Annotated in this window: 15 protein-coding genes; 10 read left to right on the top strand and 5 right to left on the bottom strand. The window is 70.0% G+C overall.

All coding sequences use genetic code 11. From position 1 onward, the window contains the following. The first annotated feature begins 86 nt into the window (after positions 1-86). From Ato02nite_RS18535 to Ato02nite_RS18495, 9 genes are all read left to right on the top strand, one after another. Positions 87-1,409, top strand: a complete 1,323-nt coding sequence (locus Ato02nite_RS18535; RefSeq protein WP_246607179.1) for an ABC transporter substrate-binding protein — start codon at positions 87-89, stop codon at positions 1,407-1,409. Then, entirely contained in the window at positions 1,406-2,317 is a 912-nt protein-coding gene (locus tag Ato02nite_RS18530; RefSeq protein WP_213007805.1) for a carbohydrate ABC transporter permease, read from the top strand. The genes Ato02nite_RS18535 and Ato02nite_RS18530 overlap by 4 nt, the downstream gene beginning before the upstream one ends. Beyond that, the gene (locus Ato02nite_RS18525) at positions 2,317-3,123 is read left to right on the top strand and encodes a carbohydrate ABC transporter permease (RefSeq protein ID WP_213007804.1); all 807 of its coding nucleotides are present in this window, start codon (positions 2,317-2,319) and stop codon (positions 3,121-3,123) included. The genes Ato02nite_RS18530 and Ato02nite_RS18525 overlap by 1 nt, the downstream gene beginning before the upstream one ends. Before the next feature lie 5 nt (positions 3,124-3,128). Next, positions 3,129-4,988 (top strand): glycoside hydrolase family 127 protein, encoded by a 1,860-nt coding sequence (locus Ato02nite_RS18520; RefSeq protein ID WP_246607176.1) that lies wholly within the window; start codon positions 3,129-3,131, stop codon positions 4,986-4,988. Next, complete coding sequence (locus Ato02nite_RS18515; RefSeq protein WP_213007803.1) at positions 4,989-10,475, top strand: OmpL47-type beta-barrel domain-containing protein; 5,487 nt, start codon at positions 4,989-4,991, stop codon at positions 10,473-10,475. Positions 10,476-10,546: 71 nt separating this feature from the next. Next, complete coding sequence (locus Ato02nite_RS18510; protein ID WP_246607175.1) at positions 10,547-13,558, top strand: family 43 glycosylhydrolase; 3,012 nt, start codon at positions 10,547-10,549, stop codon at positions 13,556-13,558. Positions 13,559-13,570: 12 nt separating this feature from the next. Beyond that, positions 13,571-14,188, top strand: a complete 618-nt coding sequence (locus Ato02nite_RS18505) for a hypothetical protein (protein ID WP_213007802.1) — start codon at positions 13,571-13,573, stop codon at positions 14,186-14,188. Positions 14,189-14,248: 60 nt separating this feature from the next. Further along, positions 14,249-15,229, top strand: coding sequence for a COG1470 family protein (locus Ato02nite_RS18500; RefSeq protein WP_213007801.1), 981 nt, complete (start codon positions 14,249-14,251; stop codon positions 15,227-15,229). Continuing rightward, positions 15,226-18,519: a beta-L-arabinofuranosidase domain-containing protein gene (locus Ato02nite_RS18495; RefSeq protein ID WP_213007800.1), complete on the top strand. Its 3,294-nt coding sequence runs from the start codon at positions 15,226-15,228 to the stop codon at positions 18,517-18,519. Before Ato02nite_RS18500 ends, Ato02nite_RS18495 begins: the two co-directional genes overlap by 4 nt. Positions 18,520-18,545: 26 nt before the next feature. Here Ato02nite_RS18495 and Ato02nite_RS18490 read toward each other — a convergent pair whose 3' ends face one another. The 4 genes from Ato02nite_RS18490 to Ato02nite_RS18475 form a co-directional block, all read right to left on the bottom strand. Beyond that, positions 18,546-19,043 (bottom strand): PASTA domain-containing protein, encoded by a 498-nt coding sequence (locus Ato02nite_RS18490; RefSeq protein WP_213007799.1) that lies wholly within the window; start codon positions 19,041-19,043, stop codon positions 18,546-18,548. 1 nt (position 19,044) lies between these two features. Next, a complete protein-coding gene (locus tag Ato02nite_RS18485; protein WP_213007798.1) occupies positions 19,045-19,434 on the bottom strand; it encodes a calponin homology domain-containing protein in 390 nt (129 codons plus the stop codon). Continuing rightward, positions 19,431-19,640 (bottom strand): class I SAM-dependent methyltransferase, encoded by a 210-nt coding sequence (locus Ato02nite_RS18480; RefSeq protein ID WP_213007797.1) that lies wholly within the window; start codon positions 19,638-19,640, stop codon positions 19,431-19,433. Before Ato02nite_RS18480 ends, Ato02nite_RS18485 begins: the two co-directional genes overlap by 4 nt. 101 nt (positions 19,641-19,741) lie before the next feature. Beyond that, entirely contained in the window at positions 19,742-20,650 is a 909-nt protein-coding gene (locus Ato02nite_RS18475; RefSeq protein WP_213007796.1) for an alpha/beta hydrolase family protein, read from the bottom strand. 95 nt (positions 20,651-20,745) lie between these two features. On the opposite strand from Ato02nite_RS18475, the gene Ato02nite_RS18470 reads away from it, so the two are divergent. Continuing rightward, a complete protein-coding gene (locus Ato02nite_RS18470; RefSeq protein ID WP_246607172.1) occupies positions 20,746-21,291 on the top strand; it encodes a TetR/AcrR family transcriptional regulator in 546 nt (181 codons plus the stop codon). Between the two features lie 510 nt (positions 21,292-21,801). On the opposite strand, the gene Ato02nite_RS18465 is transcribed toward Ato02nite_RS18470, so the two are convergent. Continuing rightward, the gene (locus tag Ato02nite_RS18465) at positions 21,802-22,905 is read right to left on the bottom strand and encodes an FAD-dependent oxidoreductase (protein ID WP_213007794.1); all 1,104 of its coding nucleotides are present in this window, start codon (positions 22,903-22,905) and stop codon (positions 21,802-21,804) included. Positions 22,906-22,970 lie beyond the last annotated feature (65 nt).

The raw sequence follows: 22,970 nt of genomic DNA, 5'->3' as shown, positions 1-22,970 counted from the left end.
TTTGTACTGCGCGGCACCGCAGGATCAGAGTACCTGGCGCGACGTCAACACCGAAACGGCCCGAAAATCTTCTTTCGGAGGACATCGTGCGGTTCGACATATCCACCACCATTCGTAGGGCGATCGCCGGGATCGCCGTGTCGGCACTTTCTCTGACCGCACTCACCGCCTGCGGCGGCGACGACGGCGACAAGGGCTCGGGCGCCGCCCCGGCCGCGGCCGGCGTCGATGGCGTCGACGACGGCTCGGAGCTGGCGCTGTGGACCCGTGCACCGCTGGAGCTGCAGGCCAAGGCTCTGGTCGAGGCGTACAACGCCAGTCACAAGAACCAGGTGAAGCTCACCATCGTGCCTAATGACGACTATGTCGCCAAGGTGGGTGCGGCGGCCGGCAGCGGTGATCTGCCCGACCTGTTCGCGGCGGACATCGTCTACGTGCCCAACTGGGCGAAGGCCGGACTGTTCGCCGACCTGACCGACAGCATCGCGGCGCTGCCGTACGCCGACAAAATCAACAAGGCCCATCTGGACGCCGGCACGTACGAGAGCAAGAAGTATGTCCTGCCCTTCGTTCTTGATCTTTCGGTGATGTTCTGGAACAAGGACCTCTACAAGCAGGCCGGCCTCGACCCGGAGAAGGGTCCGACGACCCTCGCGGAGTTCAAGGACCAGGCCATCGCCGTCCAGAAGCTCAACAAGCCGGGCGTCAACGGCACCTACTTCGGCGGCAACTGCGGCGGTTGCGGCGTCTTCACCTGGTTCCCGATGGTCTGGGCCAGTGGCGAGGAGGTCATGAACCCCGAGGGCACCACTTCGCTGCTCAACGGCACCGCGGCGAAGGAGGTCTACCGCACCTGGCACGAACTGCAGGCGGCCGGCGCGATCGCCCCGGGCTCCAAGGACGACACCGGCGCCACCTGGGTCGCGGCGTTCCAGCAGGGCAAGATCGGCGTGATGCCGTACCCGGCGACGCTGCTGCCCACCGCGGACAAGACCGTCAAGGTCGGCGTGACCGCGATCCCGGGGGTCAGCGGCGGTGCCTCCACCTTCGTCGGTGGCGACGGCATCGGCGTCTCCAAGGACTCGAAGAAGGGCCAGCAGGCCTGGAACTTCCTCTCCTGGATGATGTCCGAGAAGGGCCAGGTCGACGTGCTGGCCGCGAACAACACCTCGGTGGCGCGCAGCGACCTGACCAAGAACACCTACTCGGCCAAGGACCCGCGGGTGGCGCTGGTCAACGAGGTCGCCGCCAACCCGGCCAGCAAGGTCCCGGTGGCGATCAACTTCCAGCAGGCATTCAACGCGCCGGGCAGCCCGTGGGTCACCCTGTTCCGCAACCAGGTGTACGGCGACGGCGCCAACCTGGACAAGGACAACGAGGCCATCACCAAGGTTCTCGGCCAGCAGTGACCGTGCGCAGCCTCCCCGCGATCGCGGCGGAGTCCCACCCCAGCCGGCGGCGGCGCTGGACGTCGTCGCTGGCGGGGTGGGGGTACGCCGCCCCCACCGCCCTCTTCGTCCTGATCTTCTTCGTCGTCCCGATCGGGATCGTGGCCCGGATGTCGGTCTCCGACTGGAAGCTGTTCACCGGTGACCAGGGCTGGAACTCCGGGAAGAACTTCCGGTCCGCGCTGGACGACGGGCTGTTGTGGCCGGCGGTGTGGTTCACCGTCAAGTACACCGTGGTCACCACGGTCATCCTGCTGGTGCTGGCCCTCGGACTGGCGCTGCTGGTGCAGGAGTCGAGCCGCTGGACCGGTTTCCTGCGGACGTCGTTCCTGGTGCCGTCGGCCCTCGGCCTGGCCTCCGCGTCGCTGCTGTTCTACGCCCTCTACTCGCCGCAGAGCAGCCCGCTGCTCGGCTTCACCGACAAACCAATCTCCTTCCTGGGTACGCCGATATCGGCGCTCTGGTCCACGGTGGTGCTGATCGTCTGGCGGTACGCCGGCTTCTACATGCTCCTGCTGCTGGTCGGGCTGCAGAGCATCTCCGGCGACGTGTACGAGGCGGCGCTGCTGGACGGCGCCAACCGGTGGCAGACGTTCCGCCGGATCACCCTGCCGCTGCTGCGGCCGTCCCTGGCGCTCAGCACGATCATGTGCGTCACCGGTTCGCTGCTGGCCTTCGACCAGTTCTACATCCTCACCAAGGGCGGCCCGGACAACAGCACCATCACCATCGTCCAGCTGGTCTACAACTCCGCGTTCCAGGGCCGCAACGACCTCGGCCGGGCGGCCGCGCTGTCGATCCTGGTGCTGGGCGCCCTGCTGATCATCAATGTCGTGCAGTTCCGAGGCCTTCGCGGCAAGGAGAACTGATGCTGCGCACTGGATCGCGCGTCCTGACCGGCGCGCTGGCTCTGCTGTTCCTTTTTCCGCTCGTCTGGGCCGCGGTGGCGTCGGTCAGCCCGCAGGCCGGCACCGCCCAGGTGCACGGCTGGGGCTTCGGCAACTACCAGACCCTGGCCAACTACCAGGCCGGCATCGGGCAGTACCTGCTGAACTCGACCGCGGTGTCGCTGATGACCGTCGTGTTCACCCTCGCGGTGTCCGCGTTCGGTGGCTACGCGTTCGCGATGTTCACCTTCCCCGGCCGCAACGCGCTGTTCCTGGTCACCCTGGCCATCCTGATGGTTCCGTACGCGACCCTGCTGATTCCGCTGTACGTGCTGCTCAACGACCTCGGGCTGCAGAACTCGCTGGTCGGGCTGTCGCTGGTGCTGACCATGTTCCAGCTGCCGTTCGCGGTGTTCATGATGCGGATCTCGTTCGAGGCGATCCCGGGGGAGCTGCGCGAGTCGGCGCTGATCGACGGCTGCGGCAACTTCCGGGCCCTGCTGCACATCCTGCTGCCGGCCGTACGCCCGGGCCTGGTGACCGTGGGCATCTTCGCCTTCCTGGCCGCCTGGAACGACTTCATCACCCCGCTCGTGCTGATCAGCGACTCGGAGAAGGTGCCCTTGCCGCTGGCCGTGGCCAACATGCGCCAGCAGGTGATGGGGATCGTCGACTACGGCGCCACCGAGGCCGGTGTGGTCGTGCTGGCGCTGCCCTGCATCGTGCTCTTCCTCGCCCTCCAGCGGCATTACGTCCGCGGGTTCATGTCCGGCGCACTCAAGGGTTGACACACGTGAATGAGATTGCCACCCCCGCTGCCCCCAGTGCCGGCCGGCTGCGTCCGCTCGGACTGCGTGAGGTCAGCCTGAAGCCCGGTTTCTGGCAGCAGCGTCAGGAGACCAACCGGACGGCGTCCCTCGCCCACATCGAACAGTGGCTGGAGCGCGCCGGCTGGCTGCCCAACTTCGAGGTCGGCCCGCAGGACCGCCGCGGCCGCGAGTTCTCCGACACCGAGGTCTACAAGCTGCTCGAGGCGATGGCCTGGGAGTGCGGCCGCACCGGCGACGCCGACCTCGAGGTGCGGTTCAAGGGCATCGTTCGTCGGGTCGCCGCCGCCCAGGAGGCCGACGGTTACCTGAACACCAACTTCGGCCGGCCCGGCCAGGCCCCGCGCTACAGCGACCTGGAGTGGGGGCATGAGCTCTACTCGTTCGGCCACCTGATCCAGGCCGGCGTGGCCCGGGCCCGGGTCGCCGGCCTCGACGACGAGCTGGTCCGGGTGGCGACGCGCGCCGCCGACCACGTCTGCGCGACGTTCGGCCCGGACGGGATCACGTCGGTGTGCGGGCACCCGGAGATCGAGCCCGCGCTGGTCGAGCTGTACCGGGTCACCGGCGAGCGCCGGTACCTGGAGCAGGCCCGCCTGTTCGTGGAGCGCCGCGGCCACCAGGTGCTCGCCGACATCGAGTTCGGGCGCGCCTACTTCCAGGACGACGTACCCGTGCGGGAGGCGGAGGTTCTGCGCGGGCACGCCGTGCGGGCCACCTATCTGGCGGCCGGCGCGGTGGACGTGGCCGTGGAGACCGGGGACACCGAGCTGCTCGACGCCGTGACCCGGCAATGGCACGCGACGGTGGCCCGGCGCACGTACCTGACCGGCGGCATGGGGTCGCGGCATCAGGACGAGGCGTTCGGCGAGGACTTCATGCTGCCGCCCGACCGGGCGTACTCGGAGACCTGCGCCGCCATCGGGTCGGTGATGCTGAGCTGGCGGCTGCTGCTGGCAAACGGCGATGCAGCATACGGCGACCTGATCGAGCGGACCCTGTTCAACGTCATCGCCACCTCCCCGGCCGACGACGGCCGCGGCTTCTTCTACACCAACACCCTGCACCAGCGGACCCCCGGCACCGAACCGGAACCGGACGTGCTGGTCCCGCGGGCCGCCTCCAGCCTGCGCGCACCCTGGTTCGCGGTGTCCTGCTGCCCGACCAACCTGGCCCGCACCTACGCGAGCCTGGCCGCCTACCTGGCCACCGTCGACGACGACGGGCTCCAGATCCATCAGTACGCCCCCGCCTCGATCAGCACCGGCCGGTTCGGCTGCGAGATCGAAACCCAATACCCCGATCAAGGGCGCGTTTCCGTACGCATCACCGAAGCGCCCGCCGACCCGTGGACCCTCAGCCTCCGGGTCCCGCACTGGGCCACCGGTGCGACCCTCGACGGCCGGCCGGTCGAACCCGGCTGGGCCCGCCTGCACCGCCGGTTCGCACCGGGCGACGTGGTGGTGCTCGACCTTCCCGTGCAACCCCGCATCACCGCGCCCGACCCGCGCATCGATGCCATCCGCGGCTGTGTCGCCGTCGAACGCGGACCGATCGTGCTCTGCGCCGAGTCCGTGGACCTGCCCGAGGGCGTCGACCTGAACGCCCTGCGGGTACTCCCGCACCCCGAGGAACGCGACGGTGCCGTCGTCGTCACCGGCCGTACCGTCCAGCCGCCGGCACACGGCTGGCCGTACGGCATCGCGCTCGAACCCGCCATCACCGGGACCGTCGACGTCCCGCTGCGTCCTTACCACCGCTGGGCCCGCCGCGGCCCATCGACCATGCGCGTCTGGCTCCCTCTCGCCGACGGAAGGACCGAGTAAGTGAGATTCGCTCCCGTAGGGATCGTCGCGACCGTCCTCGCGACATTCCTGTTACCCCCGGCCGCCCAGGCCGCCCCCACCGCCGACACCCCGTACCCGACGTTCAAGGGCGACACCGACCCGGTGCCCGCCGAAGGCACCGGTTACCACGTCCGCAACCAGCTCCAGGCCATCTTCGACGCCGACGTCGCGGCCGGCGCCGGCTCGGGCACCGACAAGGACTTCTGGTTCGACAAGATGCTGGCCCGCACCGGCAACCAGCCGGGCGGCTCGAACGGCGACGCCAACCAGTACCTGTTCAGCCGGGGCCGGGCCGTGTTCATGAAGACGCACAGTCCCGGCGTGCTCGGCTTCGGCGGCGAGGTCGCCTACATCGAGTCGATCTCCGGCGGGCAGGGCGCCTACACGGTGACCGCCTCGGTCAACGGCGCGGACGTCACCCTCACCGAGGACGCCGCGTCCCGCAAGCAGACCCCCAGCTACTTCCGCGGGGTCTTCAACAACACGTCGGCCGGCCTGCGGATCGTCGAGACGAAGTTCATCACCGACGCCAACGTGGCGGTGACCAACCTCGACGTGTCCAGCACCAACGGCGCGGCCAAGAACGTCACGCTGACCGCCACCTCGGCGTTCGCCCGGACGGTGGCCGACGACAGCGGCGAGCTGACCGGTTCGGTGCGCGCGTTCAACCAGCTCACCACGATCTTCCCGCGCTTCTCCGGCGACGGCTTCGCACCGGTCGACGGCACCCTCAAGCAGACGATAGCGGTGCCGGCCACCGGAGCCGCGAAGACCAAGCTGCAGCTGGGCTTCACCACCAAGGAGCAGCCGGCCTCGACCACCGAGTACGCGGCGGTGAAGGGAAAGACGCCGGCGACGGCCTACACCGAGCACGTCACGGCGTACAACAAGTGGTGGGCCGACAACGTGCCCTACCTGGACACGCCCGAGAACAACATCGACAAGACGCTGTTCTACCGCTGGTGGCTGATGCGGTACAACTTCCTCGACGCCGACCTGCCGGGCAACGACTACCAGTTCCCGACGTCGATGGAGGGCGTGCTCGGCTACAACAACGCGATCGTGCTGACCGTCGGCATGTTCGTCGACGACCTCAAGTACTTCCGCGACCCGGTCTACTCCTACGGCCCGTGGGTGTCCGCCGGTGAGGTGGCCAAGAGCTCGAAGTACGTCGACAACCCGGGCGACCCGGCCAACTGGTCGAACAGCTACACCGAGTACATCTCCGAGGCGGCCTGGCGCTCCTACCAGCTGCACGGCGGGCCGGCGGCGATCGCGTCCAATTTGGCGACTTACGCGGAGCGCGACGTCAAGGGCCTCCAGCAGGCGTACGACACCAACGGCAACGGCCTCATCGAGTACAACTGGGGCGCGATGACCGGCAACGACGCCGACGCGGTCTCGTTCGACTGGAAGCCCGGCAACATGGACCGCGCCGAGAACGCGTACCTGTACTCCAACGCGAAGGCGTCGGCCGCTGCCTACCGGACGGCCGGCAACACCGCCAAGGCCGCCGAGATGGAGCAGTTCGCCGCGAACATCAAGGCCGCCGTGCTGCAGTACCTATGGGAGCCGGCCCAGCCCACACCGGACGCCATGGGCCTCAAGGGCAACCTGCTCAAGCACAGCCTCGTCAACGGCAACGAGAAGGTGCCGTGGAAAGAGATCAACAACTATTACCCGTACGCCGTGGGCCTGATGCCGAAGCCCGGCGACCCGGACTACACGCAGCCGTACGTCGAGGCCCTGCGCCTGTTCGCCGACGACACCCAGTACCCGATCTTCCCGTTCACCACGGCCAACCAGGCCGACAAGGCCGCGGCCGCGGCGGCGGGTGACCCGGGCAGCAACAACTTCTCGGTCATCAACTCGACGGTGACGTTCCGGATGCTCTCCTCGGCACTGCGGAACTATCCGTCGCCGTACCTCAACGCCGACTACTACAAGAAACTGCTGTACTGGAACGCCTTCGCGCACTACCAGGGCGGCGACAACCGCTACCCCGACCAGAACGAGTTCTGGGCCGACGGCACCACCGCCGGCGGCGGTGCGATCAACTACCGCTCGTGGATCCACCACACGATCCTCGGCGCCACCAACTTCACCGTCATCGAGGACGCGATGGGCCTGCGCCCCCGCGACGACGCGAAGGTGGAGCTCGACCCGATCGACATCGGCTGGGACCACTTCACCGCCAACAACATCCGTTACCGCGACAAGGACCTGACGGTCGTCTGGGACGCCCCGGGCGGCACGAAGTACTACGGCGCCGATGTGCCCGAGGGCTACTCGGTCTACCTCGACGGGCAGCTCGCGTTCACCGCGAACAAGCTCGGCAAGCTGGTGTACGACCCGGCGACCGGAACCGTCGATGCGGCGGCCGGCGTCACGGTCAGCACGGTCAACCCGGCGTCGCTCGACGCGCCGCAGGACGTCCGCTTCCCGGCCGACGCCCGGATCGTCGACGTGATGGCCAAGGCCGGCGCCGAGATCGTCACCGGCCGGCCCAACCTGGCGCAGGGCAAGGCCGCTACGGCGAGCTTCTCGGCGTCGGGCCGCGGCCCGGCCGGCGCGGTCGACGGCACCACCGTCAACGAGCCCTTCTGGGGTACGGCGGGGTCGCCCAACGCGTCCGACTCGATCGACATCGACCTCGGCGGTCAACGGAAGATCGATGACGTACGGGTGTATTTCTACAAGTCCTCGACGACCGCGACCGTCGCCGGTTACTCGGCACCGTCGCAGTTCACCGTCCAGTACGACAACGGGGACGGCTGGAAGACGATCCCGAGCCAGACCCGCGTGCCGGCCTACCCGCGCGGCAACCTCAACCAGGTGCGGTTCCCTTCGCTTGACGCCACCAAGCTGCGCGTCACGGTGCAGCACGCCCCGGGCTTCAAGACCGCCGTCAAGGAGGTCCAGGCCTTCGACACCGGCGTCGCCGCGCCGCCGGCCGTCAACGCCCCGCCGCTGGCCGACGCGTGGCTGGACTCGTCGTACAGCCAGGCCGGATCGGCCCGGCTGCTCGGCACCGCGCAGGACGACGGCAACCCGGGCACCGCGCTCACCTCGGCGTGGACCGTGGTGGACGCGCCGGACGGCGGTTCGGCCGCCTTCGACCCGGCCAACGCGCCGACCACCGTGGCCCGGTTCACCAAGTCGGGCCGGTACACGCTGCGGCTGACCGTCAGCAACGGCACCGCGACCGCGACCAAGGACGTCGTGGTGCAGGCGACCGCGCTGAGCGAGGGCGAGATCAACGTCGCCTCGACGGCGACCCCGACGGCCAGCTTCACGGCCGGCTGGAACGCGGTGGCCGCGGTCAACGACGGCAAGCCGCCGTTGTTCACCGGCGGTGCCCAGACCGACCTCTGGGGGACCTGGACCGGCAACGAGCCGGCCACCCGCTGGCTGCAATACGACTTCCCCTCGGCCGTACGGGTGGACAAGGCGTCGATCGATTTCTGGTCGGACTCCACCACCGGCGGCAGCGGGGTAGCCGTACCGAAATCCTGGAAGTTGCAGTACTGGGACGGGACCGCGTTCAAGGACGTGACCGGGGCTTCCGGTTTCGACCCGGCGGTTCGCGGGCGCACCAACCAGGTGACGTTCGACGCGGTCACCACGACCCGGCTGCGGGCCACCTTCAACGCGCTGCCCAACGCGGCCGGCACGGCGTACTCGGCAATGGGGGTTTCCGAATGGCGGGTTTTCGCCGCCGCGGCGAGCTCGATCCAGAGCGTGGACGCCCGCACCCAGGTCGGTGTTGCTCCGGCCCTGCCGGCGACGGTTCAGGTCACCTACGCGGACGGCAGCACGCTGCCGGTCGCGGTGGCCTGGGGCCAGATCGACCCGGCCAAGCTGGCGGCGGTCGGTGACTTCACGGTCTCCGGCTTCGTCAACGGCACCACGCTGAACGCGACCGCCCACGTGTGGGTCCGGGGCAGCGATCCGGTGCAGATCAACACGATCGACCCGGTCACCGTCACCACCAAGGTCGGCGTCGCACCGGCGCTGCCGGCCGGGGTCACGGTCGGCTACAACGACGGTTCCCGGCAGAGCGGCGTCGCCGTGACCTGGGCCGCCATCGACCCGGCGTCCCTCGAGAAAGCCGGCACGTTCGACGTGACCGGCCAGGTGGCCGGCACCGACAAGACCGCCACGGCCACCGTCGTGGTCGGCGACGGCGGTCCGAAGGACGAGGTCGCCCCGGTCCCGGTGCTGTCCACCGACCCAGCTCTGCCGACCGGCTGGACGTTCACCGACGTCAAGGTGACCGCCGCGGCCACCGACAACCAGGACGACCACCCGAAGATCGAGATCGCGGTCGGGCCGGGCGCGTTCGCGGCGTACACCGCACCGATCACCGTCTCGGCCGAGGGCGTCACCGTGGTCAAGGCCCGGGCCACCGACAAGGCCGGCAACGTCTCGCCGGTCACGTCGGTGGAGGTCGGCATCGACAGGACCGTGCCGACGGCGGCCGCGTCGCTCGTCGCGGCCAACCGTGAAGTGGTGATCACCGGGGCGGACACCGGATCCGGCGTGGCGGCGGTGCAGTACCGCCTCACCGTCGGCGGCGCCGTCACCCAGGACTGGACCACCGCCGCCGGCCCGGTGCCGATCGGATCGTCGGCCACCACGGTCGACTACCGATCGGTCGACAAGGCCGGCAACACGTCGGTGATCGGGACCCTCGAGGTCGCGGCCGGGCAGGCGCCGGTCAACGTGGCCCGCACCGGCACGGCGTCCGCGTCGTACACGCCGGGCTGGCTCACCGCCGACAACATCGCCGACGGGGTGCAGCCGACCGGGCCGGTCGGGCCGAACACCGACGTGTGGAACACCTGGCCGCAGGTCGGTGAGCAGTGGATCCAGCTGGACTGGCAGTCGCCGGTCACGGTCGACCGCAGTCGCGTCTGGTTCAGCCAGGACCTCGACGAATCCGGTGCCGGGGTTGCCCCGCCCGCGTCCTGGAAGCTGCAGTACTGGGACGGCAGTGCTTTCCAGGACGTGCGGAACCCCGGCGCTTACGGCACCTCGGCGACCGCGTGGAACACGGTGACCTTCGACAAGGTGACCACCACGAAATTGCGGGCGCTGCTCACCTCCAGCGGCACCGAGGAGGGCAAGGGCGCACCCGGTGTGCAGGAGTGGGAGGTCTACGACGTCCCGGGCACCCCGGAACCGGCCTTCGACGTCCAGGTCCAGGCCAAGACCCAGTGCGTCGGCGGCAAGGTCTACGTCGCCGTCAACGCGGTCAACGCCGACACCGTCCCGCTGGATCTCGAGCTCGTCACGCCGTACGGCTCGAAGAAGGTTTTGGCAGTTGCCCCTGGAAAGACCGCCTATCAGCAGTTCAACTCGCGGGCCACGCTCGTGGCCGCCGGCAGCGCGACCGTGAAGGTCACCGGCGGTTCGGTCACCACCGAGATCGAAGCGCCGTACGGCGCGGCCACCTGTAGCTGACCCGCCCCTGGTGGGGGTGCCCATGGCGGGGCACCCCCACCCCCCTTCTCGGTATTTAGGAGAACGGCACCTTGAGACTGCTCCGCTTCGCGGCGGTCTGCGGGATGGTCGTGGCCGGGCTGCTTGCTGTGCCCGCCTCGCCCGCCCTGGCTGCTGACCCGTACACCTTCACGCACGCCGGCAACCCGATCCTGGCCGACGGCACCTACTACTCGGCCGACCCGGCGCCGCTGGTCGCCGGCGACCAGCTGTACATCTACACCGGCCACGACGAGGCCGGGCCGACCACCAACGACTTCCAGATGAACGAGTGGGGCGCGTTCCGTACGTCGGACGTCGCCGCCGGCACCTGGACCCACTACCCGTCCCTGGCCCGGCCGGAGACCCTGTTCAGCTGGGCCACCGCCGGTCGCGCCTACGCCGGTCAGGTCGTCCAGGGCCCGGACGGCCGCTACTACTGGTACCTGCCGGTCAGCGAGCGGACCAGCACCGCCGCCGACAGGTTCGCCATCGGGCTGGCCGTCGCCGACAGCCCGACCGGACCGTGGACCGACTACCTCGGCGGGCCGCTGATCTCGCAGCGGGTCCCGAGCACCAACGACATCCAGAACATCGACCCGACCATCCTGGTCTCCGGCGACCGGGTGTTCGTCTACTGGGGAACGTTCGGCCAGCTGCGCTGGCTCGAGTACCAGCCGGACATGAAGACCCCGGTCGGCACCCAGAAGGCCATCACCGGGCTGACCGGGTTCTTCGAGGCTCCCTGGATCTTCGAAAGAAACGGCACCTACTACCTGGCGTACGCCGGTAACAACGCCGGCCCGGCCTCGGCGTGCACTCCCGCGAACTACCACGCCTGCATCGCGTACGCGACGGCGTCCGCGCCCGAGGGGCCGTGGACGTATCGCGGCACCGTGCTCACGCCGGTCTCGTCGACCACCTCGCACCCGGGAATCATCCAGTTCAAGGGCCAGTGGTACCTCACCTATCACACGGCCGATGCCGCCGGTGGCGGGCACTTCCGGCGGTCGGTGGCGATCGACCGGGTGGAGTGGGACGACACCCTGTCGCCGCCGCGGATGAAGCAGGTCGTGCAGACACCGGTCAAGCAGCGGGATCGCACGCCGCGAGCCAACATCGCCCAGGAAGCCAAGGTCACGGTCTCCAACGACCCGGTGCCCACGCAGTACTGGGTGAAGTCGTTGAACGACGAGATCGTCCGCGGCAACCCGCTGCCGCCGGACATGTGGGGCACCTGGACCGGCAGCAACCCGCCGCAGCAGTGGGTCCAGTACACCTGGGACCAGCCGATGCGTCTTTCCGGTTCGCAGATCGACTTCTGGAACGACCAGGCCCAGGGGACCGGTGTCGGGGTCGCTGCCCCGGCCAAGTGGAAGATCCAGTACTGGAACCTGGCCACCGGGCAGTGGGCCGACGTCGCCAATCCGAGCGGCTATCCGACCTCGACCTCCGGTTTCCAGAACACGACGTTCGACGCGGTGACGACCACCCAGGTCCGAGCCACGTTCGACGCGTCGACCAACGGCAGCACCTACTCGGCCGTCGCGGTCGAGGAGTGGAAGATCCTGGCCGCCCAGCCGGCCACCGTCGCCGCGCCCTCGCTGGTGGTGGAGACCGGCGAGACCGAGCTGCCAGGCACGATTCCGGTTGCCTTCGGCTCCGAGAGCTTGCAGGTGCCGGTCTACTGGGATCCGGTCGTCACCGACTCCCCGGGAACGTTCCAGGTGCAGGGGAGTGTGCTCGGTTACGCGGCCGGGAAGGTCACCGCGACCGTCACGGTCATCTCGCCCGGTGACACCGCGGGCGACGTGACGGCGCCGACGCTGACGCTCACCCCGAGCGGCAGCGCCGGGACCGGTGGTTGGTATCGGTCTTCGGTGAAGGTGCGGGCGGCGGCCGTGGACGATCGCGGCGGCCGGATGACTATCGCCGCTGCTGTTGATGGGGGTGCGGCCACCTCGGTGGATTCGGTGCGCTACACCGACGTGACCGTCAGCGGCGACGGGCAGCACACCGTTACCGCGACCGCCACCGACCGGGCCGGCAACAGGTCGGCCGTGGCCTCGCTGCCGGTAAAGATCGACGCCACCGTGCCGGTCAGTGCCGGGACCGTCGCGAACCGGGCCGTCTCGGTGGCCGCCACCGATGCCACCTCGGGCGTTCTCAAGATCGAGTTTTCGGTCGACGGTGGAGCCTGGACCGTTTACACCGGGCCGATCGCGGCGGCCGACTCGAACAAGCACACCGTGTCGTTCCGGGCCACCGACAACGCCGGCAACCTGGAGACCGCCAAGTCGGCGACCATCCCGGCCGACCTGTCCGGGCCGCTGACCGGCAACGTCGGGCCGATCGCGGTGCCGACCGCGTCGTACACCGCGGGGTGGAACAGCGTCACCGCGCTCAACGACAACGCCGACGCCGCCAACCCGGGCCAGGCCCAGCTCTGGGGCACCTGGTCGGGCACCCGGCCGGCCACCCAGTGGATCCAGTACGACTGGGCCCGGCCGATCCGGCTGACCGGGGCCGAGCTGAAGTTCTGGCGCGACTCCGCCAAGGGCACCGGCGACGGTGTCGCCGAACCGGACGGCTGGAAACTCCAGTACTGGGACGGCAGCGCGTTCCAGGACGTGCCGAATGCCAGCGCCTACGGCACCAGCTCAACCGCGTTCAACACGGTCACCTTCACGCCGGTCACCACGTCGCGGCTGCGCGCGACGATCACCGCGAACTCCAACGGGACCACCTACTCGGCGGTCGCGGTCACCGAATGGCGGGTCTTCGCCGACGACCCCGGAACGGTCGTCGTCCCGGTCACCGTCACCGTGGCGCCCCGGTGCATCGCGGGAAAGGCGTACCTCGCGGTGAACGCCCACAACTCCGGCGCGACCGCCGTGGACATCGCGGTCGGCACCCCGTACGGAAATCGGGTCTTCGTCGGGGTCACCGCCGACGCCTATCAGTCCTTTCCGGTGCGCGGCACCGCCATCCCGGCCGGCACGGTCACCGCGACCGTGTCCGGCGCGACCATCAACGCCCCCTACGGCGCTCTCACCTGCAATTGACTAGGAGTACGCATGAACATCCCGAAACGGCTGGTTGCCGTCGCGGCGCTGGCCGGCGTGGCCGCCTTCCCGACCGCGGCGATGGCCGACCCGGGCGACTCGGCCGACGTCGACGTCACCGTCGAGATCGCCCCGATCGTCGAACCCGGCGTGCTGGCCCTGACCGTGGCCGCCAGCGCGGCGACCCTGACCGAGAACGGCTCCACGCTGCTCGTCCGGCAGTTCACCGGCACCCTGCCGACGGTGACCGTCACCGACACCCGCACCGCCGCCGAGATCCCGGCCGGGTCGAGCTGGGCGGTGGTGGGTTCGTCGAGCGACTTCACCGGCAGCGCCGGCCAGGCCCCGATCACCGCCGACCACCTCGGCTGGAAGCCGCGCCTGGTCGACGCGGGCAACAGCGAGGGCCAGGTCAGCGAGGGTGAGGAGGTCGTCACCTCGCTCGACGAGCCGACCCAGCCCGGCAACAACGTCGGTCTGACCGACCAGGAACTGCTGGTGTCCACGTACGACTCGGCGTCGGTCACCGGCGACGCGTACTCGGTGAACGCCGACCTCTTCCTGCGCACCCCGGCCGACGTCGCGGCCGGTAGCTACCACGCCAAGCTGACGCTCTCCCTGTTCGAGTAGTCACGGTCCCGGCGGGCCGGTTGCGCAACCGGCCCGCCGCCCATTCGGAAAGGACCCCCCATGGTCTTTCGGGCACTCGCCGCCGCGCTCCTGGCCGTCCCGCTGCTTCCCGCCACCGCCGCGCACGCCGACGCGAGCGGCCCGAAGGTCACCTGGACGGTCCAGCCCGCCAACGCCACGGCCGCGGACGGGCGCCGATGGGTCGAGCGCACGGTCGACCCCGGCACTACCGTCACCGAGCACCTCGCGGTCCGCAACCTCGGCACCGTGTCCGCGGTGTTCGCGCTGACCGCGGCCGACGGCTACCTCACCGACAACGGGCATTTCAACATGCTGGCGTCGGACAAGAAGTCCAGCGACGCCGGCACCTGGATCGCCGTGCAGCCCAGCGTCACCGTCGGCCCGAACGAGACCCGGGTCCTCCCGTTCACCATCACCGTCCCGGCCGGTGCGACCCCGGGCGACCACCCGGCCGGGATCGCCGCGTCGGTGCTCAGCCGGTCCGGCACTCTGCAGGTGGAGAGCAGGGTCGGCTTCCGGGTCATGCTCCGCGCCAGCGGGGCCGCCCGGTCCTCGCTCGCCGCCCGGGGGGTGACCGTCCACTACGAACAGTCCTGGAACCCCTTCCGGGCCGGCACGATCCACGCCGGTTACACCGTCGCCAACACCGGAAACGTACGCGCCGACGCCCGCACCTCGCTCTCGGTGCGGGAGTTCTTCGGCCTGCACCACCGGGACGGCGGTGCGGCGACCGGCGAGCTGCTGCCCGGCGGCAACCGGCCGGCCGACGCCCGCGTCCACGGCGTCTGGGGTCTCGGCCCGGTCCACACGAAGATCCTGCTCACCCCGGCCGATCCGGCCGGTCCCACCGAGGTGACGGTCTGGATCGTTCCCTGGCCGCAGCTCATCGCGGTGGCCCTGCTCGTCGCTCTCCTCTTCGTCCTCCGCACGACTCGCCGCGCCTCCCGGCGCCGTCTGGCCCGACTGCTCGACGACGCCCGGCGGGAAGGGCAAGCCCTGAGAAAGGACAACCACCCGTGAACCGCCGCCACCTCCTGCAGCTCTCCGCACTCGGCGCCGCCTCCGCCGGCGTCTTCCCGCTGCTGCCCACCGGCACCGCCCTCGCCGCCGTCCCGCCCGGCCTCGGACCCGGCTCCACCGCGCCGGTCCGGCCGTTCCCGCTCAAGGACGTGCGCCTGGGCACCGGTGTGCTGCAGGCCAAGCGTGACCGCACCAAGGCGTTCCTGCGCGCCTACGACGAGCGCCGCTTCCTCGTGCTGTTCAACAACCAGGCCGGCCGCACCAACCCGGCCGGTGTCGCCGTGCCGGGCGGCTGGGAGGACGGCGGGCTGCTCAGCGGCCACTGGGCCGGGCACTACCTGACCGCCCTCGCACAGGCGTACGCCGACCAGGGCGAGGCCGTCTACAAGACCAAGCTCGACTGGATGGTCACCGAGCTGGCCGCGTGTCAGGCCGCTATCACGGCCCGGCTCGGTGGCGATGGCGGCGGCGGGGAGCAGCCGGCCCCGGTCATCGGCCGGGTGGCGGGCAAATTCGGCAGCGCCCTGCGGTTGAACGGCACGAGCACGGCGCAGTACTGCACGCTGCCCCAGGAGGCGATCAACCAGCTCACCAACTTCACCATCGCCACGTGGATCAACCTGGCCACCACCGCGAGCTGGACCCGGCTGTTCGACTTCGGGCAGTCCACCGGCATCAACATGTTCCTCACCCCGCGGGCCGGCGTGACCGGCAACGTGCCGCGGTTCGCCATCACCGTCGGCGGCTCCGGCGCCGAGCAGCGGATCGACGGCTCGTCGGCGCTGCCGGTCGGCCAGTGGGTGCACATCGCGGTGACGCTGTCCGGCAGCACCGGCACCCTGTACGTCAACGGGCAGCCGGCCGGCACCAACACCGCCATGACGCTGAACCCGTCGAACCTCGGCAACCCCGGCAACCGGTGGATCGGCCGCTCCCAGTACGGCGACCCGTTCCTGGACGCGACGATCGACGAGTTCCACATCTTCGACCGGGCGCTGTCCTCGGCGGAACTTTCCGCGCTGATCAACGGCGGCCCGGACGGTGGCAACATCGCCTGGTACCGGTTCGACGAGGAGGGCGGAACCGCGCTCAAGGACTCCTCGCCCAACGGCCGGGACGCCGGTGTGGTGGCCGCATCGACGGCCGGGCCGGCCGACTGGATCCCCACCCACCCCGGCTACCTCGGCGCCATTCCGGAGGACGCGGTGCTGCGCCTCGGGCCACCGCGCTGGGCGGTCTACGGCGGCAACGCCGACACCAACACGTGGGCGCCCTGGTACACCCAGCACAAGATCATGCGCGGGCTGCTCGACGCGTATTACCACACCGGCAACGCCCAGGCCCTCGACGTCGTCACCAAGATGGCCGACTGGGCGCACCTGGCGCTGACCGTCGGCGACAAGAACCACCCCGACTATCCCGGCCCGCTCACCCGCGACGACCTCAACTACATGTGGGACCTCTACATCGGCGGCGAGTTCGGCGGCGCCAACGAGAACTTCCCGGAGATCTACGCGCTCACCGGCGACCCGAAACACCTGGAGACCGCGAAGGCCTTCGACAACCGCGAGTCGCTGTTCGGCGCCACCGTCCAGAACCGCGACATCCTGGTGGTCACACCGGCCAACCGGCCCGGCCGCCGCCGCGCCGAACGGCTGCACGCCAACACCCATGTGCCGCAGTTCATCGGCTACCTGCGCATCTTCGAGCACGGCGGAGCCCAGGAGTACTTCACCGCGGCCAAGAACTTCTACGGCATGGTGGTGCCGCACCGGATGTTCGCCAACGGCGGCACCAGCGGCAACTACCCCGGCTCGAACAACAACCTCGAGCTGTTCCAGAACCGCGACAACATCGCCAACACGGTCGCCACCAGCGGTGCCGAGACCTGCACGACGTACAACCTGATGAAGTTGGCCTTGAATCTGTTCCTGCACGAGCACGATCCGGCCTACCTGGACTACTACGAGCGCGGCCTGCTCAACATGATCGCCGGCTCGCGGGCCGACACCACCTCGACCGGCGACCCGCAGGTCACCTACTTCCAGCCGCTCGGATCCGGCACCGTGCGCGGCTACGGGAACACCGGCACCTGCTGCGGTGGCACCGGCCTGGAGAACCACACGAAATACCAGGAGAGCATCTACCTTCATGCGGCCGACGACGGCACGCTCTGGGTCAATCTCTACGCGCCGTCCACGCTGACCTGGGCCGCGAAGGACTTCACCGTCACGCAGGAGACGTCGTTCCCGCGCGCGGACACCGTTTCGCTCAAGGTGGACGGCAGCGGGCCGCTCGACCTCAAACTGCGGGTGCCCGGCTGGGCGGTGCGCGGCTTCACCGTCACCGTCAACGGGGTCGCGCAGAACCTGCCGGCCCAGCCGTCCTCCTACGTCACGCTCAGCCGCACCTGGAGCCCCGGTGACGTGGTGGAGATCCGGATGCCGTTCAGCATCCGCATCGAACGGGCCATCGACCGCCCCGACACCCAGGCCATCTTCTGGGGCCCGGTGCTGCTGCAGATCCTCGGGACCGGCACCGCGTGGCGCGAGCTGACGCTCTATCGCCACCTCAAGCGCGACGGCGACTACTCGCGGGCCGCGATCGTCCCCGGCCCGGTCACCGCGGCCGGCGACCCGACCTTCACCGCCGGCGGGCTCACCCTGCGGCCGTACTACATCGGCGACAACCAGCCCACGACGTCGTACTTCCGCCGCACCGAACCGGCCGTGGTGTTCGGCTCCATCGACGCCGGGGTGCCCAACCGCAAACGCAACGATGGCCTGCCGCACTACGACGTGCCCGTCACCGGCGTCACCTCGCCCGGCACCGACGGCCCGACCTTCCTCGACCTGGTCTGGGACCGGGCGCCCTTCGCCACCCACGACCAGTTCGTCACGGCCGTCACCGGCATCGCCACCGATTTCGTCACGGCGGGCGTGTTCACCGCGGCGGAGAAGAACGCCATCGTCACGGCCGCCGTCGCGGCCCGCGCCGACCTGGCACCCCCGGCGACGTTGAAGGTCGAGGTCACGGCGAAGACCCAACGGATCGGCACGACGATGTACGTCGCGGTCAGCGCCCGCAACACCGACAGCGTCCCGCTGACGATCGAGCTGACCACGGCGTACGGCTCGAAGTCGGTCCCGGACGTGGCCCCCGGCCACACGGCCTACCAGTCCTTCAACACCCGAGCCGCCTCCATCCCGGCCGGCACCGCAACCGTCAAGGCCACCGCAACCATCGACGGCCAGACCGCAACCGCCACCTTCGACGCCGCGTACGGCTGATCGAGCGGCCGCCCTTCCCGATCGACCTATTCGATCGGGAAGGGTGGCAGTGTCTTGAGCCGGGGCGGGGGGACCCAGCGGACCGGTCCGCCGTCCCCGAGCGAGACGGTGATCTGGACCCAGAGGCCCGGGTCGAGCAGGGTGCCGCCCGGTGGGCTGACGGTGATCACCTTGCCCTCGGCGACGTGCACGTCGTAGAACTTGCTGACGCCGACGTTGTAGCCGGCGCTGTGGATGGCGTCGATCGCGCTCTGCTCGTCCCAGCCGGCCACGTCGGGCACGGTCGGCGGTGGGGGATCCGGCACCGGTGTCACCGGGTCGGCCCAGAACAGTGTCACCGGCTGTCCGACGATCGCCAGCTGGCCGACGGCCGGGATGCTGCCCTGGACGGTCGCCCCGGGCTGGGGTGGCGGGAAGTCCGGCAGCAGCACCGCGCCGAGGCCGAGCAGGGCCAGGGCGGCGGCCGCGTCCTCGAGCAGCGATCCGAACAGCGGCGGGACCTCGACGGCTTCTACGGTGCCCATGTCATGTCCTTTCCGATGGGAGGCCGGGGGCGTAGACCACGAACGGGCAGACCCGGCAGGCGTCCCGGCCGTTCTGCGCGTACCAGCGGCAGGTCGCCCGGATCGCGCAGTGCGGCAGGTGGGCCTCGGGCACGGATGCCTTGACCAGGTGGTCGGCCAGGCCGCACCGGCTGCCGGTCCACTGGTCGCAACCGGTCGTGATGCAGCGGTCGGCGAAGCGGACGCGGCGCAGCGGGTCGCCGCGCTCGTCCAGCTCGCGCTTCAGGGCGGCGTCGACCGGGATCGTCGGCCGCAGGTAGCCGAGCCGCCCGTCCGGGCCGATCAGTCCGATGACGACGGCGCCCTCCTGGCATGTCCAGCTGGGACAGGTCAGGTCGGCGCCGTCGCTCATTGCCCGATCACCCGCACGCCGATGCCGAAGCCGGGCTGCGTGAGGTCCTCGGGGCTGACCAGAACGACCCGGTAGTCCGGCACCTCCAGCTCGACCAGCTCGCGCAGGACGGCCGCCCGCACCGCGGCGTTGACCCGGTGGGCCTGCTCCTCGCTGAGCTCGATGCCGTCGAGCTGAACCTTGAACTCGTGCTTGCTGGAACCCATCTCGCGCCTCCGGAATGGTGTTTCCGTAAGTCCGGCATCGCAGAGCGTAATTGTCCGGGTGGGACGGTGAACCACCCGAGCGGGTCGTCTTCCCCGCCGATCTACCTGGATTCGAGCCGGGCGAGTGAACCGTCGACGATCTCCCGCGCGGCCGGCCAACTCTCCTCGTCGATGCCCAGCGTGGTGCGCAGATAGGCGGTCGTGAGCCGCTGGATCAGGGCGACGTGCGCGGGGTTCTCGTCGGTGGTCTCCGCGGCCTCGTAACCGGGGATGCCGCCGAGCGAGTGTTCCGCTCCGATCAGGGTGAGCAGGCTCTTGGCGCCGGGACTCAGGTGGTACGGCTCGGTCATCCAGTCCGGTCCGCGTACGGTCAGCTGGTGTTTGCGGGGGGTGTCGTCCTGATCCCCGACGACCACGAGGGCCGGCGTGCTCATGTGCGCGAAGGTCGGGTTCATGAACGGGAAGTGTTCGGCCGCGAAGGGCGTCAGGTTGGCGCCGCCCTCGCCCGCCGTGGCCAACAGGATGCCCGCCCGGACCCGTGGGTCGGACAGGTCGGCTTCCTCGCCGGTCTGCGGGTCGCGGACGCGCAGACCGAGCAGGGCGCCGGTGGTCTGGCCGCCGAACGAGTGACCGGCCGCGGCGATCCGGCTCCGGTCCAGCCGTCCGCCGAGGCCCGGCACCGCGGCTTCGAGCAGGTCGAGCTGGTCCAGGGTGCGCTTGGCGTCCTCGATGCGAAAACGCCAGATCCGGGGCGTACGCGGATCGTCGGCCGGAAGACGCACCGTCCGCGAGTCGAGGTAGGTGGGCTGGAGGACCACGAAGCCGTGCGCGGCCCAGTAGTCGGCCAGCGGGCCGTAGCCGTCCATCGACGAACCGAATCCGTGCGAGAGGACGATGATCGGCAGGTCCTGCCCGATCGCCGGCGCGGACACCTTCACCCGAAGGTCCTCGCCGCGGCCCGGCGCGGGCAGCACCACCGGCTTGACCGAGACAATCGCTGAAGTGGCCATGAGGTACCCGTTTCTGTCATGCTGATTAAGCGGGACGCTGTCCCGTTTGACGATATGGGACGTTGTCCCGTTTAGCCAGGGTGAAGGAGTGTGAGGTGACCCGGCCCCAGCGAGCGGACGCGCGCCGCAACCAGGAGGCGCTGCTCGACGCGGCCGCCGCGGTCTTCGTCGCGTCCGGCGTCGAGGCGCCGATCCGGGACATCGCGGCCCGCGCCGGCGTCGGGACGGCCACCATCTACCGGCATTTCCCGACCCGGGCCGACCTCATCGTCGCCGTCTACCGGCACCAGGTCGAAGAGTTGGCCGAGGCCGAATTCGCCCTCACCCCCTATGCGGCCCTGGCGCGGTGGTTCGACGACTTCGTCGACTTCGTCGTCACCAAGCAGGGGCTGGCCGCGGTGCTCCAGTCGGACGACCCGTGCTACGACCCGCTGCACTCCTACTTCGTCGAGCGGCTCGTGCCGGTGTGCACCCGCCTGCTCGAGGCGGCGGCCGAGTCCGGCGAGATCCAGCCCGGCCTGGACGCCTACGAGCTCATGCGCGGTGTCGGTGGCATCTGCGCGGGCGCCGGCAAGAACCTTCGCTACGACGCCCGCCGGCTGGTCGGTTTCCTGATCGCCGGGCTGCGCCGGCCGGGCTAGACCGCTCTTGAGGTCGATGCCACGTCGTGGCGCCCGGCATCGCAGATCTTGTGGAGTTGCCGCTCTGTCCGCGCGGTAGGTCCACAAGGTCGGGCGTAGCCAGGGGCGGGCCGGGCCCGCCCGTAGCGGGCGCGCGGAGGGTGAGATGCACCCGCGGGACCGCGTGCCACGGGACTGCGCCGGTCCGTACGGAAAAGATTTCGCTTGCGGTTGCTAATGTCCAAGGTCATCGACGGCTCCCGATATGTCGGGGTTTTGGCCGCGGTGACGAAACGGGGAGAAGCATGCGGAGAATTCTGAGTTTGTGGCGGTAGTCGTGGCCTTGGTGACGGGCGCGGCCACCCCGGCGTTCGCCGAGATCCCGAGCTACAGCCGCTGGTACCCGCTATGGGGGATCGGGCTCGCCTTCGTCCGACCATCTGTGTCTGGCTCTACTACGACGGCGGCCTGCCCACCCAGAGCAAGTGCCAGGGCGACGGCGTGTGGTTCATCCACAACGAAAAGTAGGCCCTAGCCGGCGAACAGGTTGACCAGCGCGTCCGGGGCGCCGTCGCCGAAGATCATTTCGACGGTCTCCCGGGCGGCGGGCGCCTCGGCCTCGCTGCGGCGGAACATCGCCTCCTCGAAGGCGGCCAGCGCGGCCTCGGTGTCGCCGGGGTGCGCGGCGATCGCCAGGCCGAGTTCGGCGCCGTCGAGCATCGCGTTGTTCGCTCCCTCGCCGCCGGGGACGGTCACGTGGGCGGCGTCGCCGAGCAGGGTGACGCCGGGCACCCGGGGCCACCGGTGGGTGTCGGGCAGTCGGTAGATGCTGCGCAGGACCGGTGCCTGGTCGCTGTCGGTGATCAGGGCGGTGAGTTCGGGCGCCCAGCCCTCGAACTCGGCGGCGATGCGCGCCTTCGTGACGCCCCCGGCGGCGAACCATTCGACCGGGCGGTTCAGCACGACGTAGGTGTGGATGATGTCGCCCGCCTCCCGGTGGGCGAGAAAACCCCGGCCGGGGATCAGGGCGTACATCGCGCCGTCGCCGACCGCCTTGGCCGAGGCCGGATGGCGTACGTCCACGTCGTGCAGGTAGGTGTCGAGGTAGCTCAGGCCGGCGTAGACCGGTGTCTCGTCCGAGAGCAGCGGCCGCACCCTGGACCAGGTGCCGTCGGCGCCCACCAGCACGTCGGTGGTGACCGTCGAGCCGTCCGCGAAGGTCAGCTCGTGCCGGCCCCGGCCGAGCGGGACGGCCGAGGTCAACTTCCGGCCCCACCGCACGGTGCCGGCCGGCAGGGACTCCAGCAGGATGCGCCGGATGTCCCCGCGAAGCGCCTCGGGACGGGTGAGGGAGCCATCGTCGGGAAGCTCGGCGAGCACCGTGCCCTGCCGGTCGAGGACCCGCTGCGCCCCGCCGCCCCGATGGATGATCGAGCGGAACTCGCCGGTCAGGCCGGCGATCTCCAGGGCGCGCTGGCCGTTGTGCTCGTGCAGGTCGAGCTGGCCGCCCTGGGTGCGGGCGTCGGCGGAGACCTCCGCGTCGTAGACGGTGACGGGAACGCCGTGCCGGTGCAGGACCCGAGCCAGGGTGAGCCCGCCGAGGCCCGCGCCGACGATGCTGATGGGAGTGGTCATGGTGTTCCTTCCGAAGTCGCTTGGACCGCTGGTCCATTCCTAGGTTGGACCGGCGGTCCAGCTGT

This window comes from Paractinoplanes toevensis, assembly GCF_018332695.1.
GTDB classification, from domain to species: domain Bacteria; phylum Actinomycetota; class Actinomycetes; order Mycobacteriales; family Micromonosporaceae; genus Actinoplanes; species Actinoplanes toevensis.
The sequence above is the reverse complement of the archived record's forward strand: the minus strand, read 5'-3'. Positions and strand labels throughout refer to the sequence as shown.